General features: G+C 58.8%; 12 protein-coding genes. 7 read left to right on the top strand and 5 right to left on the bottom strand.

Going from position 1 to position 14544, the window contains the following annotated elements; translation table 11 throughout:
- Window positions 1-46: 46 nt before the first annotated feature.
- Entirely contained in the window at window positions 47-1234 is a 1188-nt protein-coding gene (locus tag GS630_RS10725; RefSeq protein ID WP_171619663.1) for an aspartate aminotransferase family protein, read from the bottom strand.
- Between the two features lie 300 nt (window positions 1235-1534).
- Between GS630_RS10725 and GS630_RS10720 the strand changes: the two genes are divergently transcribed.
- Window positions 1535-2416: a DMT family transporter gene (locus GS630_RS10720; RefSeq protein ID WP_171619661.1), complete on the top strand. Its 882-nt coding sequence runs from the start codon at window positions 1535-1537 to the stop codon at window positions 2414-2416.
- A 33-nt stretch (window positions 2417-2449) separates the two neighbouring features.
- Here the strand turns inward: GS630_RS10720 and GS630_RS10715 are convergent, their stop codons facing one another.
- Entirely contained in the window at window positions 2450-3253 is an 804-nt protein-coding gene (locus tag GS630_RS10715; RefSeq protein ID WP_171619659.1) for an ABC transporter permease, read from the bottom strand.
- 126 nt (window positions 3254-3379) lie between these two features.
- Between GS630_RS10715 and GS630_RS10710 the strand changes: the two genes are divergently transcribed.
- Together GS630_RS10710 and GS630_RS10705 are read left to right on the top strand one after the other, a co-directional pair.
- Window positions 3380-3955, top strand: coding sequence for a GcrA family cell cycle regulator (locus tag GS630_RS10710; RefSeq protein ID WP_171619657.1), 576 nt, complete (start codon window positions 3380-3382; stop codon window positions 3953-3955).
- A gap of 5 nt (window positions 3956-3960) precedes the next feature.
- Entirely contained in the window at window positions 3961-4605 is a 645-nt protein-coding gene (locus GS630_RS10705) for an NUDIX hydrolase (protein WP_216599764.1), read from the top strand.
- A 3-nt stretch (window positions 4606-4608) separates the two neighbouring features.
- Here the strand turns inward: GS630_RS10705 and GS630_RS10700 are convergent, their stop codons facing one another.
- The gene (locus tag GS630_RS10700) at window positions 4609-5685 is read right to left on the bottom strand and encodes a DUF2235 domain-containing protein (RefSeq protein WP_171177791.1); all 1077 of its coding nucleotides are present in this window, start codon (window positions 5683-5685) and stop codon (window positions 4609-4611) included.
- Window positions 5663-7954, bottom strand: a complete 2292-nt coding sequence (locus GS630_RS10695) for a xanthine dehydrogenase family protein molybdopterin-binding subunit (RefSeq protein ID WP_171712009.1) — start codon at window positions 7952-7954, stop codon at window positions 5663-5665. The genes GS630_RS10700 and GS630_RS10695 overlap by 23 nt, the downstream gene beginning before the upstream one ends.
- 112 nt (window positions 7955-8066) lie before the next feature.
- On the opposite strand from GS630_RS10695, the gene GS630_RS10690 reads away from it, so the two are divergent.
- From GS630_RS10690 to GS630_RS10675, 4 genes are all read left to right on the top strand, one after another.
- The gene (locus GS630_RS10690; protein ID WP_171177795.1) at window positions 8067-8795 is read left to right on the top strand and encodes a dienelactone hydrolase family protein; all 729 of its coding nucleotides are present in this window, start codon (window positions 8067-8069) and stop codon (window positions 8793-8795) included.
- A 79-nt stretch (window positions 8796-8874) separates the two neighbouring features.
- A complete protein-coding gene (locus GS630_RS10685) occupies window positions 8875-12030 on the top strand; it encodes a valine--tRNA ligase (RefSeq protein ID WP_171177804.1) in 3156 nt (1051 codons plus the stop codon).
- Window positions 12031-12172: 142 nt separating this feature from the next.
- Window positions 12173-13336, top strand: a complete 1164-nt coding sequence (locus tag GS630_RS10680; protein WP_171238170.1) for a benzoate/H(+) symporter BenE family transporter — start codon at window positions 12173-12175, stop codon at window positions 13334-13336.
- A 39-nt stretch (window positions 13337-13375) separates the two neighbouring features.
- Complete coding sequence (locus tag GS630_RS10675) at window positions 13376-13708, top strand: DUF1992 domain-containing protein (RefSeq protein ID WP_171177816.1); 333 nt, start codon at window positions 13376-13378, stop codon at window positions 13706-13708.
- On the opposite strand, the gene GS630_RS10670 is transcribed toward GS630_RS10675, so the two are convergent.
- Window positions 13709-14491: a crotonase/enoyl-CoA hydratase family protein gene (locus GS630_RS10670; protein ID WP_171177818.1), complete on the bottom strand. Its 783-nt coding sequence runs from the start codon at window positions 14489-14491 to the stop codon at window positions 13709-13711.
- Between the last annotated feature and the right edge of the window lie 53 nt (window positions 14492-14544).

Below are 14544 nucleotides of genomic sequence, written 5' to 3'. Positions count from 1 at the left end.
GGGGCCAGCCCCCACACCCCCGCCTTATTTGGAACAAGAAGAAAGGTCAGGCGCTGGTGAGTTGTGAGTTGACCTGTGTTGCCGCCTTGTCCAGGCGGATCAGGGCTTGGGCGATGTCGTCCTCGGACAGCGTCAGCGGCGGCAGCAAGCGGATGACGTTGTCGGCGGCGGGGACCGTAATGACCTCGTTTTCATAGCCCGCATTGACCATATCGATATTGGACGTCTTGCATTTGAGACCCAGCATGAGACCTGAGCCACGCACCTCTTCGAAAACGTCGGGGTGATCTGCGACCAGACCTTCGAGTTTCTGCAGCAACAGACCCGCCTTGCGATTGACTCCTTCCAGAAAAGCGGGTGTTGCGACCTGGTCAATCACTGCGCAGCCGACAGCGCAACCCAAAGGGTTACCGCCATAGGTCGAGCCATGGGTGCCAGCGGTCATTCCGCTGGCAGCGTCTTCGGTGGCCAGTACAGCGCCCAGAGGGAAACCACCGCCAATGCCCTTGGCAACCATCATGATATCCGGAGTAATGCCCGCCCATTCATGGGCGAAGAGTTTGCCGGTGCGGCCAACGCCACATTGCACTTCGTCAAGGATCAGAAGCAGGCCATTTTTGTCACAGATCTGGCGCAGCGCCTTTAACTCAGCATCAGGCACGGGGCGGATGCCGCCTTCCCCTTGTACCGGCTCGATCATGACCGCGGCGGTGCGCTCGGTAATCGCGTTGGTAACGCCATCAAGGTCCCCAAAGGTCAGGTGTACAAATCCCGGCAAAAGCGGACCGAAGCCTTTGGTCATTTTTTCCGATCCGGCCGCGGCAATACCTGCCGACGAACGTCCATGAAATGAGCCGTCGAAGGTGATGATTTCAACCCGCTCGGGCTGACCTTTGTCATAGAAGTATTTGCGGGCCATTTTCACAGCCAGCTCGCAAGATTCCGTACCGGAGTTGGTGAAGAAAACCGTGTCGGCAAAGGTGTGTTCCACCAACTTGTCCGCCAGCGCCTGCTGCTGTGGGATGTTATAAAGGTTCGAGACATGCCACAGAGCATGCGCCTGTTCGGTCAGAGCGGCCACCAGCGCAGGATGGGCGTGGCCCAGCGCGTTGACTGCGATCCCGGCGCCCAAGTCCAGAAAACGTCGGCCATCCGCCTCGGTCAGCCAGGCGCCTTCGCCCTTCACAAATGTCAGGGGCGCGCGATTATAGGTCGGCAGAACGGACGGGATCATCGGATCATCCTTTTCGAATTGCTTGAGCCCTGTGAGTGATACACCAGAGCCTTGGTCGTCAACATATTTGGTGGGATTTGCGCGGATTTTGAACACGCAATAGATCAAAAGGGCCGGTTACGCGGTCAGGCGTCGGCGTCGGAGTCGCAGGATATGTGCGGTTTTGATCATGCTGGTCGTATAGCGGCGTAAGCTCGATCTGGGAACCCTCTAAATGAATCGTCGATAATTATCGCCACGCGGTGCTCGAAACAGGATTTCCTTCTTGTCTTTCGCGCCTATCTGCCGCACCGCTGAGACATGACGCCTGCACGCCAAAACCCCGCCCTTGCAGCCCTGTTGATCTTTGCCGCCAGCGCTCTGTTGGCTGGCACAACACTGCTGGCAAAGGCGCTTGGGACGGATGCGTTGGGCCCGCCGCTTCACCCTATGCAGATCAGCCATGGACGTTTTTTGTTTGCTTTTCTGGTGATCATCAGTGCGGTCGCGATATTGCGTCCACAGCTCAAACGCCCGCATTGGGGATTGCATATCGGGCGCTCCAGCTTTGGATGGTTGGGAATTACGCTTATGTTCGCATCGGTCGCGTATATCCCGATTGCAGATGCCACCGCGATTTCCTTCTTGAATCCGGTCTTCGCCATGGTTTTGGCGATCCCGCTTCTGAAAGAGGGGGTCGGTCCCTGGCGTTGGCTGGCCGCAGCGGTCGCCCTTGTAGGTGCATTGATTCTGTTACGCCCGACCCCTGCCAGCTTTCAACCTGCTGCCTTGTTAGCCTTGACCGCGGCCGCCGTGATCGGAATGGAGCTGATTTTCATCAAAAAGCTGTCTGGCCGCGAAATTCCAATCCAGATTTTGCTGGTGAACAACGCGATGGGATTGGTAATTGCCTCTGTCGCGGTGATTGCGGTGTGGCAGGCGCCAACATCGGAACAATGGGCAGCATTGGCTGGAATCGGTGCTTTGATGGCCTGTGCGCAAGCCTGTTTCGTCAACGGCATGGCTCGGGCGGATGCCTCTTTTGTGGCGCCGATCAGCTATGCCACGCTGGTTTATGCAGCGTTCTATGACTTTTTGGTATTCGATGTGATCCCGGACCGGATCAGCCTGATCGGGTCTTTAACCATTCTGACCGGAGGGTTGATTCTGGTTTGGCGCGAAGCGGTTAGGCGCCAAAAATGAACGGTAAAAGACAGTTTACACGGGGGGTTCTGTTCAAGCCTTCAATCTGTACCCCGTGCGCAGCATGTGCCAGGTGATCACTCCGATCAAAAGGGTTGCAAAGGTACAAACCACCATACCCACCCAGGGTGAGCTGTCTGAGACTCCGATCATGCCATAACGCAACCCGTCGATCAGATAGAAGACGGGGTTCAAGTGGGTCAGACGGTTCAGCACAGGTGGCAGCGCCTGAACCGAGTAAAATGTCCCCGACAGGAAGGCCAGCGGTGTAACGATGAAATTGGTAATGGCCGCCATCTGGTCGAATTTGTTTGCAAAAATCCCGGCAAACAAACCAAGCGCGCCCATGAAAGCCCCGCCCAGAACGACGAAGATCATCGCGATAGTGATGTTTTGTGGCACGATGCCAAGAACCAGGGCCAGTGCAACAGCGACGACGCATGCAATCAGGATGCCTCGGGCAATTCCACCCGCCAGATAGCCAAGCAAGATCTCAAGCGGCGACAGAGGTGGCATCAGGGTATCCACGATATTGCCCTGCACCTTGGAAATGACCATCGAAGACGAGGTGTTTGCAAAGGCATTCTGGATCACGGTCATCATCATGATCCCCGGTGCCAGAAAGACCAGAAACGGCACGCCCATGACATCCGGTCGGCTGGGGCCGATAGCAATATTAAAAATCAGCAGAAACAACCCGGCCGTCACAAGCGGTGCCAGAATGGTCTGGGTCCAGACCGCCAGAAAGCGCAACGTTTCACGCTTCGCCAGCGTGTAAAGGCCCATCCAGTTGACCGCTCCAAAGCGGCGCGCGGTCTGATCTGCGGAATTCTGCATGATTTGCCCTTAACCTGATTCGAAGACAGCTTGTAACTCGGGCTGCAGTGTTTAGAATAGGGGACTGAGACGATTTCCCAAGGCGGCCCGAATCCGGGGCCGCTTTCCGCTTTTGAAAGGCTAACGATGTCCTGGACAGACGAGCGCGTAGAACTGCTGAAGAAGATGTGGGGCGAAGGCCAGTCGGCCAGCCAGATTGCCAAGGAACTGGGCGGCGTGACCCGCAACGCGGTGATCGGCAAAGTGCATCGCCTGGGCCTGTCCAACAGGACAGCGGGCGCGTCCCCTGCCAAATCCGAGCCTAAGGAAAAACCGGCCCCCGCACCCAAGGCCGAGGCCAAGCCTAAACCTGCACCAAAGACTGAACCGGCGCGCCCGGCCCCTGCCCCTGCCGCCGAGGCGAAACCTGCCGTACCGGCACGTCGTCAGATCATCCCGGCCGGTCAACCACTGCCTCCTCAACCGTCGGCCAATGAGATCAGCCCCGAGGCGCTGGCCAAGGTCAACGAGGTCGAAAAGAAGGCCAAGAAGCTGACGCTTATGGAACTGACCGAGAAGACCTGCAAATGGCCTGTGGGCGACCCCGCGACCGAGGATTTCTGGTTCTGTGGTCTGCCAGTTGAAGCAGGCAAACCCTATTGCGAAGCGCATGTGGGCGTGGCCTTCCAACCCATGAGCGCGCGCCGCGACCGACGCCGGTGACACAGATGCGCCAGGATCCGACAGCAATGGAGGATACCTGGCTAGCCCGTGCAAAGCGCCTGCTGGCCCTGTCTGAAACCGGCCAGCATTTCACCAAAGACCCTTTTGACAGGGAACGTTACGACGAGATCGCCGCCATGGCCCGCGCCATGCTGGCTGATCTCGGTCAGGTGCCGATTTCGCGGATAGAAGGGCTGATCACAGACCATGCGGGCGGCTATGCAACCCCTAGTATCGACATTCGCGGCGCGGTGATCCGGGATGACCAGATCCTTCTGGTGCGCGAACGTAGTGACGGTCGGTGGTCGATGCCCGGCGGCTTTGCCGATATCGGCAGCTCTCCGGCGGAAAACATCGAGCGTGAGGTCTGGGAAGAAGCAGGGCTTCGGGTTCAGGCACGAAACCTGTACGCCTTGCGCCATAAGGCGCGACACCCTTACCCGGCAGATGCGCGTGATTTCTATAAGCTGTTCTTTTTATGCGATGAGGTAGGACAGGACGACCCTAAGACGGGAAGCGAAACCAGCGCGGTCGGGTTTTTCCCAATGTCTCAGCTGCCTGACTTATCCCTAGCGCGAAACATCGAACGAGACATTGCAGAAGCATTTGAAACGCTATCCAACTCGTCTGCAACAGTGCTTTTTGACTAATCCCTACTGCGCAGGATGTGACGGCAGGTTCGGCATCGCCACCCAACTGGGCAGTTCGTCTGGTGAAACCGAGACGTGCAGACGCTCGGATTGGTCGCGGCCTACTTTGCGGTGTTTGCGCAGAAGGAAAATCTTGCCCCAACCGCGCCACGTGCCCACCGAACGCGCATGTGGATCAATGGGGAAGCGATCGCGCCAGCCCTCAGGCAGCGGCAGCCCGTGCATCTCGGCCTTGTCCAGCATCCAGATCAAAGAGATGTTGCTGAGCGGTCGCGCCTCTTCGTACCCGTTCAACTGCCCGCCGACATCGCCATGAGTTCCGCGGAACCAGACCTGTTCTACGTGACCCTTGAACTCAGGCGTGCATTTCCAAAGCACCGGGTCGAAAACCTCGCGTGTCTCGTCCAACGCCATCGCGTGATAGCCGTGGCGGGTGGAAGGGCCCAGTTGATGGTTGTGAAAGGCGTGGCGCTCTTCGGCCCAGCGCCACAACAGCGGCAGCCGCAAACCCAACGCCTTGACGGTGTCCCAGACCCCAATCATCTCGATCTCAACCCCGTCGTGGCAGAACTTGCGGCGAAAATCGCGCGCGGCGGTGCCACTGGGATTGCATTCATAGTGGCGATAGGCTTGCTGGATGTTGCGCTCGGTCGCGTGTTCAGCCTTGAGCAAACCGATCATGTCGATCACTCCGGCCAGACTGCGCACGCCATAAGCTCCACGCGAATAGCCGATGAAATAGATACGGTCCCCAGGTTTGTAGCGTGAGGCAAGATAGCCATAGGAACGGCGGATCTGGCGGTTGATACCCCGCCCCATCATCACATCCAGCGAGGACTTCCAGCTTTCCCACTGCACGCCCGCCTCATAAAAAACCGAAACCTTGTTGCCCATTTCGCAACACAGCCGCAAGGTTTGCCCCGCATGGGTCTCGAACCCCGGTTCGAGCGTCGACATGGTACCGTCAAGGATGATGACATGGCTGAGCGGTTCGCGGTGAAGAACCTCGGCAGAATGTTCGGACCGCAGGGGCCGTCCGAGCCATCCCAGAACCTTTCTACTCAGCCGCGACAGATTCATGCGTCAGCAATTCCCATACTCTTTGAGGTGTGAAAGGCATATCCGCCTGCCGCACCCCGTGATCCCAGAGCGCATCCTGAACCGCGTTTGCCACCGCGGCCAGCGCGCCCACTGTACCGGCCTCGCCGCACCCTTTCATGCCCATCGGGTTTGAGGTTGACGGAACCGGCACCGAGGTAAACTTAATCATGGGTATGTCAGCGGCACGGGGCAAGGCGTAATCCATAAACGAAGCCGTGAGCAGCTGCCCGTGTACATCGTGCACAACACGCTCGCTCAGCGCCTGTCCGATGCCCTGAACCACCCCGCCATGAACCTGCCCTTCGGCCAACATCGGATTGATAAGATTACCAAAATCATCAACGACCGTATAGCGATCAACCCACGTTTCCCCGGTGTAAGAATCGATCACGACTTCGGCAACATGCGCGCCATTGGGATAGCTTCGGGCATCCAGGTTGGCGCGGGCTTCATGCTGTAGCAAATCCATACGCCCGTCGATGCGCGCCATCTCGGCCGCCTCGGTCAGGGTTGGCGTCAGGTTGGACCCCGGCGCGCGGAATGTCTCGTGGTCAAAACTCACATCGTTTTCCTCGACCCCCATCTTATCGGCAAGATAAGGCGTGAATGCGGCGATCATCTGGTCGATGGTCGCCAGAGTCGCCGTGCTTTGCACTGTGACCGAACGCGAGCCACCCGTGCCGCCGCCATAAGCTAACCTGTCGGTATCGCCCTGAATGACAGAGATCTTGTCCATGGGAATGCCGGTCTGATCGGACAAGAAATGGGCATAAACCGTCTCATGCCCCTGTCCGTTCGACTGAGTGCCTACATAAAGGTTCACCGAACCATCCTCGCAAAACTCGACCTTTGAGTTCTCGGAAGGGTCACCCAAAATGCTTTCGATATAGTAACATAGGCCCTGCCCCCTGATCAGGCCGCGCTCGGCATCCGCCGTTTTGCGGGCCTCAAAGCCGATGGTCTGGCTGGCTGCGCGGCTGAGGATCATGTCGAAATCGCCGACATCATAGGTTTCGCCAGTGGCCGAGGTATAAGGAAAATCGTTGGGGTGGATAAAGTTCTTGCGCCGCAGCTCCCACGGATCAACCCCCAGCTCGCGTGCTGCACGGTCCATCGCACGTTCCAGCACATAGATCGCCTCGGGGCGGCCCGCACCGCGATACGCATCGACCTGCGTTGTATTGGTATAGAACCCCTCGACCCGCAGGTAGGTAGTTTGCACGTCATAGACGCCCATCAGCACCTTGCTGAACAGGCTTGTCTGAATTGCCTGCCCGAAATGGCTGTTGTAGGCACCAAGATTGACCTTGCTGTGGACACGGTAGGCCGTGATCTTGTGATCAGCATCAAAGGCCAGTTCAGCCAACGAGTGCAGATCGCGGCCATGGTGATCGGACAGCATCGCCTCGGACCTGTCCGACATCCAGTGCACCGGTTGGCCCAACTTCATCGCAGCGACAGCGACGCAGAAATATTCAGGATATGGCATCACTTTCATGCCGAATCCGCCGCCCACATCCGGCGTGGTGACCCGGATATCCTCAGCATCAAGCTTCAGCTTTTGAACCAGTTGCGCCTTCATCGCCCAGACGCCCTGCCCGCCGTAAGAAAAATGCAGACGACCATCGGACCAATCGGCCTGACATCCGCGCGGTTCCAACGAGCTGATGATGACCCGGTTGTCCTGCACGTTCAGCGACACGGTATGAGCCGCGTCCTGAAAAGCGGCCTCGGTGGCGGCTTCGTCACCCAGCCCCCAATCAAAGGCCCGGTTGTCGGGGGCTTCTGGGTGCAGAATCTCACCGCCTGCCTTCACGTCCAGCTTGGCAGGGCGCTCTTCCGTGTCCATCCAGATCAACTCAACCGCGTCCTGCGCCTGTGCCAGCGTGTCCGCGATAACAACCACCACCGGCTCGCCGACAAAGCGCACGCGGTCCTTGGCCAGCATGTGCCGCTCCGGAGCCGCAGCCTTCGATCCATTGCGGTTTTGTAAAACGGCGGCGTTTAGCACCGTGTCGATGCCCGAAGCTGCCAGATCATCCAACGTCATCACCAGTCGCACACCTTCGGCAGAGCGCGCATCCTCAAGATCTAAACTTGTAATTTCCCCATGGGCCACCGGGCTGCGGAAGAAGGCAGCAAACAGCGCATTTTCAGGCACGGCATCAGCCATGTAACGCCCCTGCCCAGTCAGGAACCGCTGATCTTCGGTCCGTTTGACGGGCTGGCTCCTGCCGAATTTTTCCATGGACGGTCCTCCTTATGGATCTTGCGGCCGAGCCTAGCCCGTGCCCCGACGATGTCCAGCGGGGCTCACGGAAATTCGTTTGTGCCTGCCAGATGTTGGAGTAGGTTTGGTCATGACCTGGACCCACGACACCGTTTTTCCTTTTTCCGCTCCGCTAACTGGCGGTCAGAGCGTGACACATGACGTCTATGTCGGCGGAGAGGGGCCACCGATCCTGATCCTTCAGGAGTTGCCCGGAATCGGACCAGAGACTTTGGCGCTGGCAGCAAAGCTGAACGCATCCGGTTTTCGTGTCTACCTGCCACATCTGTTCGGCACCTACGGCAAGGTCGAGATGGCCAAAAACACCGCCCGTCTATTTTGCGTTCGGAAAGAGTTCAACATCTTCGCCAGAGGCAAACAAAGCCCCATCGCAGGGTGGATGCGTGCCCTAACTCATGAGATCAAACAGCGCGAAGGTAGCGCCGGTGTAGGTGTCATCGGTATGTGCCTGACAGGCAGTTTTGCCCTGACTTTGATGGCCGAAGACGCCGTTGTTGGTGGGGTCGCCAGTCAACCTGCTTTGCCAATATTTGGTGGTAAGCATCTTCACATGAGCACGCAGGATATCGGCGCAGCGTCGGCAGGCATGGCCGCGAAGGGGCCCGGGCTGGCGATGCGGTATTCCAAAGACAAACTGGCACCTAAGAAACTGATGCACGCGTTGGAGCGGGCTTTCGGCGATCTGTTGGAGACAGTGGAATATCCTGGCAGGGATCACTCGCTGCTGACGCTGGATTTCCACGAACCTGCCTATCAGCGCGTGGACGCCTACTTCAAAGCCCGCTTTGGCATGAGCTAAGCGCGCAAGGCCTTCCCCTTCCTGCCTCCATTCGCTATTGCAGGCGCTGACCCGAATTTGTTGACGCAGGACGCACCCCATGGCGATGGAAAAGACATTCAACGCGGCCGAGGCCGAGGCCCGCATCTATGAAGCCTGGGAACAGGCCGGAGCCTTCAAGGCAGGCGCGAACAAATCGCGCGACGAGAGCTTTACCATCATGATCCCGCCGCCCAACGTCACGGGTGCGTTGCATGTGGGTCATGCGTTCAACAACACGTTGCAGGACATCCTGATCCGCTGGCACCGGATGCGCGGGTTCGACACGCTGTGGCAACCCGGTCAGGACCACGCGGGCATCGCCACGCAGATGCAGGTCGAGAAGATGCTGGCCAACACGCAGCAGCCCGGTCGGCGCGAGTTGGGCCGTGAGAAGTTCCTGGAAAAAGTCTGGGAATGGAAGGGCGAGTATGGCGGTACAATCATCGAACAGCTGAAGCGTCTGGGGTCATCGTGTGACTGGTCGCGGAACGCCTTCACCATGGCCGGTGCTGCAGGTGATCCACGCACCGGGCATGAGAACTCGGCCAACTTCCACGACGCCGTGATCAAGGTCTTCGTCGATATGTACGAAAAAGGTCTGATCTATCGCGGCAAGCGTCTGGTCAATTGGGACCCGCATTTCGAGACGGCAATCTCGGACCTTGAGGTCGAAAATATTGAGGTCGCCGGTCATATGTGGCACTTCAAATACCCCTTGGCCGGTGGCGAGACATATGAGTATCTGGAAAAAGACGAAGATGGGAATGTGATCTTCCGCGAGGAGCGGGATTATATTTCCATTGCCACGACCCGCCCCGAAACCATGCTGGGCGACGGCGCAGTTGCGGTCCATCCCTCGGATGAGCGTTACGCGCCAATCATCGGGAAACTTTGCGAAATCCCGGTTGGGCCGAAAGAGCATCGCCGCCAGATCCCGATCATTACTGATGACTACCCCGATCCCGATTTCGGCTCGGGCGCGGTAAAGATCACCGGTGCGCATGACTTCAACGACAACATGGTCGCCAAGCGCGGCGGCATTCCGATGTACCGCCTGATGGACACCAAAGGCGCGATGCGAGCCGATGGCGCGCCTTACGCCGAAGAGGCCGACAAGGCGCAGGAATACGCGCGCGGCAAAGCATTCACCGAAAACGAGATCGATGCGATCAACCTGATCCCCGATCACCTGCGAGGGCTTGATAGGTTCGAGGCTCGGGCGAAGGTGGTGGAAGAGATCACCGCTGACGGCCTGGCCGTGATGACTCGCGCGGATGACCCGCGTCTGGGCACCAAACTGGGCGAGGATGACGACCCGGCGGCGTTGGTCCCGCTGGTCGAGAGCAAACCGATCATGCAGCCCTTCGGCGACCGCTCGAAAGTGGTCATTGAGCCGATGTTCACCGACCAGTGGTTCGTCGACGCCGCCAAGGTCGTCGGCCCCGCGCTGGATGCGGTCAAGGACGGCACGGTCAAGATCATTCCTGAATCGGGCGAGAAGACCTATTACCACTGGCTGGAAAACATCGAGCCTTGGTGCATCTCACGCCAACTGTGGTGGGGGCATCAGATTCCGGTTTGGTATGGCCTTGATCTCTCGGCTGAGAACTTCGAGGACGACGAAAACGATGGCGACCTTGATCTCGTCGAACTGGGCCGTTTGCTGAACGAAGGCGGCATGCTGCACCGCGGCAACGTCATGGAGTGCGCAGCAAGCCTTGAGGCTGTGACGGAGAAATTCCTCGACGACAACGCAAACATTCCCAGTCCGCTGAGTCACGCGACGGTTATCGAAGTCGCTGACAAGCAGGAAGCCATCCATCAATTTGCGGAAAGCCTGGCTCAATATGCGGTCGACCAGGATCCAACCAAGCTGGTCTACCCTGTTTGGCGCGACCCCGACGTCCTCGATACCTGGTTCTCCTCCGGCCTCTGGCCCATCGGCACGCTGGGCTGGCCCGAACAGACCGATGAGCTGGAGCGCTACTTCCCCACGGACGTTCTGATCACCGGCTTCGACATCCTGTTCTTCTGGGTCGCCCGGATGATGATGATGCAACTGGCCGTAGTCGATCAAATCCCGTTCCACACCGTCTACCTGCACCAGCTTGTCCGCGATGAGAAGGGCAAGAAGATGTCGAAGACCACCGGCAACGTTATCGACCCGCTGGAGATCGTGGACGAATTCGGCGCCGACGCGCTGCGCTTTACCAATGCCTCGATGGCCGCGATTGGCGGCGTGTTGAAACTGTCGCGCGAGCGCATCACCGGCTATCGGAATTTCGGCACCAAACTGTGGAATGCCGTCCGCTTTGCCGAGATGAACGAGGTCTTCACCGACGCCGTTCCTCAACTAGACGTGGCCGATCTGAAGCCTAAAGCCGCCGTGAATCGCTGGATCATCGGTGAAACCGCCCGCGTGCGCGAAGAGGTTGACGCGGCGCTGGAAAGCTATCGTTTCAACGATGCGGCCAACGGGCTTTACGCCTTTGTCTGGGGCAAAGTCTGCGATTGGTATGTGGAGCTGTCAAAACCCCTGCTACAAGGCGACGACGCCGAGGCACAGGCCGAAACCCGCGCCACCATGCGATGGGTTCTGGATCAGTGCATGGTCCTGCTGCACCCGATCATGCCCTTCATCACCGAAGAGCTGTGGGGCCTGACCGGCGCGCGAACCAAGATGGTTGTCCACGCTGAGTGGCCGAATTATTCCACCGCTGATCTGGTGGATGCCGATGCAGATCGTGAGATGAACTGGGTGATCTCGGTGATCGAAAACACCCGTTCGGCCCGTGCGCAGATGCGAGTACCGGCTGGCCTCTACGTCCCGATGCTGGTGACCGAAATCGACGCCAACGGCCAAGCCGCGTGGGACCGAAACGAGGCTCTTATCAAACGCCTGGCGCGGATCGACAGCCTGACCAAGGCCGACGAACTGCCCAAGGGCACCATCTCTATCGCCGCCCCCGGGGCCTCCTTCGGACTGCCGCTGGCCGACATCATCGACATCGGTGCAGAAAAAGAACGGTTGGAAAAAGCCAAAACCAAACTGGCCAAGGAACTCGGCGGTCTGCGCGGACGTCTGAACAACCCTAAATTCGTGGCCTCGGCCCCGGAAGAGGTTGTCGAAGAAGCCAAAGCCAATCTTGCCGCCCGTGAAGAGGAAGAGGCGAAACTGAACGAAGCGCTCGCCCGCCTGGCAGAAATCGCCTGATCTTCTTCTCGTTCCAAATACGGAATTCCCAGCCTCACCGCCCTAACCGGCGGTGAGGTTTTTGTTTGCGTTCAAAGCTTTCCCCTTGTTCGCAACACCAAGCAGTTGCTAGCAATTCAGCACCAAAACTCCCGAGGCCCCGATGGCAAAGCCCCTTCCCCCAGTGCAAACCATTTCAACCGGGCTGGTCGTTTCAGTGGTCGGGTTCTTCAGTTCCTTCCCCATTATTCTGCAAGGGCTTGAAACCATGGGAGCTTCGGAAGCCGAGGCTGCCTCGGGCTTGATGAGTGCAGCGATTGCGATGGGGTTGGCTGCGATCTTTCTCAGCCTACGCTATCGGCAGCCGATCAGCGTCGCCTGGTCTACTCCGGGTGCTGCCCTTTTGGCAGTGTCCGCCACCCCGGCAGAAGGCTTTTCGGGCGCAATCGGGGCCTTCCTCTGCGCCGGCGCACTGACGGTATTGGCCGGTCTCTGGAAACCGCTGGGACGTTTGGCCGCCGCAATCCCGACGACGCTGGCCCAAGCTATGCTGGGGGGTGTGCTGCTGCCGTTGTGCATCGTCCCATTTAAGGCGGCAGTCGAACTGCCCTGGCAAGCCCTTCCCGTTATCCTGACATGGTTCATCGCGGGGCGTTTCAACAAACTGTTCGCAGTACCCGCCGCAGTGGTTGCCGCAGCACTGGTTGTCGTCTTCAGCGCCGAAGGCACCTCCGTGCGGCCCGAAAGCTTTCTTGCGCCCCCCGTTTGGACGATGCCCACTTTCTCGCTCGCGTCGGCCATCGGCATTGGTCTGCCCCTTTTTGTCGTCACGATGGCCACGCAGAACATCCCCGGCATCGCGGTCATGCGCGGTTTTGGCTACACGTCTGAACCGGGTAAGCTGTTCTCGTCAGTGGGTGGCGCAAGTCTGTTGTCCGCCCCATTCGGGGCACCCGCGACCTGCCTTGCTGCCATCACGGCCGCCATGTGCTCCAACGAAGACAGCCACCCGGATCGGGCCTTGCGCTATTGGTCAGCGATCATGGCGGGGCTGTTCTATTGCCTGTTTGGTGTCTTCGCCGTGGCCATCACTGGTTTCGCTGCTCATGCCGACCCACTGCTGATGGGGACGCTGACCGGTGTCGCTTTGATCGGAGTGATGGCCAACGCCACCTTCGCCGCGCTTGAAGTTCCAGCCGAGCGCGAAGCGGCAATCCTGACCTTTGCCATAACAGCTTCGGGCATTACTGCGTTTGGTCTGGGCGCGGCTGTTTGGGGGCTGCTGGCGGGCGGGGTCGCCTACCTGATCTCGCAACGCATCAGATAGATGGTTTGTCTGGTATCACAGATCGCTTAAAGTAAACCCATGTTTGGAGCATTGGCAAAACTGGTCGAACGCCAGATCAAAAAGGCTCAGGCTGAGGGCCAATTGCAGGGGCTGGAGGGTGAAGGCCAACCACTGCCTGACAGGTCGCCTGAAGCGATGAGTGATCCGGCCATCGCCGCAGGTCACAGGATCATGGCGCAAGCCGGTGTTTTACCGGAAGAGTTCGACATCAAAAAGCAGCTCGACGCAGCGCGGCAGACCTATGCCAATCTGACTGACCCGGCCAAGCGAAAAGCCGCGATGGCCCACATCGCCGATTTGGAAATGCGCTACAACATGGCCCGCGACGCACGCCGGGCCTTTATGCGCTGATTACTTGAACTCGGGCTTGCGGCCCTGCATCTGCGCCATCACAACCTCCATCTGGTGGGGCTTGCCGATCAGTCCGACCTGTTCGGCGGATTCTGCCATCAGAACGTCGGCACGCGCCTGCGACTCGGCAACTTCGATAAGGCGTTTGGCGGCGCGGATAGCCGAAGGGCTTTGACCGGCGATATTCTCGGCAAGGGCCAAAGCTTCGGTCAGCGGATCATCAGAAAGCTGCGTCACCAACCCCCAATCCGCCGCCTGCTGCGCGCCGATGGGACGCGCGGTGTAGGTCAGCAGTCGCAGCACATCCGAACGAACCAGGCGCGGCAACAGAACCATACCGCCCATGTCGGGAATGATCCCCCATTTCATCTCCATCACGGCCAGTTTGGCCTCTGGATGCGCAATTCGAATATCCGCGCCCAGTGCGATCTGCAGGCCACCACCGAAAGCCACGCCCTGAATGGCGCAAATTACAGGCACCGGGACGCGTCGCCAGATCAGTGCCAGCTCCTGCATCTCGTTGGCGTCCTCGTGGCTTCGGGTCATCAGCCATTCAGTTGGGTCCATGTGCGCCATCTTGGCAAAGCTCGCCATATCGAGCCCTGCGCAAAAGCTCTTGCCTTCACCCGATAGCACCACGGCGCGGGCGTCAGAGGCCGCGACTTCTTGCCCTGCGGACAGAAGCGCCTTGATCATCGCATCATCCAACGCATTCATCTTGTCGCCCCGGGTTAGGGTGACATGGGCAACATGATCTTGGTAGATGACGGATACGCGTGACATGGGGAACCTCCCGAAATTTTCGTGTTACAACCATGCCCGGGCCGACGGCCAAA

The sequence above is a fragment of the Ruegeria sp. HKCCD7303 genome (assembly GCF_013111185.1).
GTDB lineage: Bacteria > Pseudomonadota > Alphaproteobacteria > Rhodobacterales > Rhodobacteraceae > Ruegeria.
The sequence above is the reverse complement of the archived record's forward strand: the minus strand, read 5'-3'. Positions and strand labels throughout refer to the sequence as shown.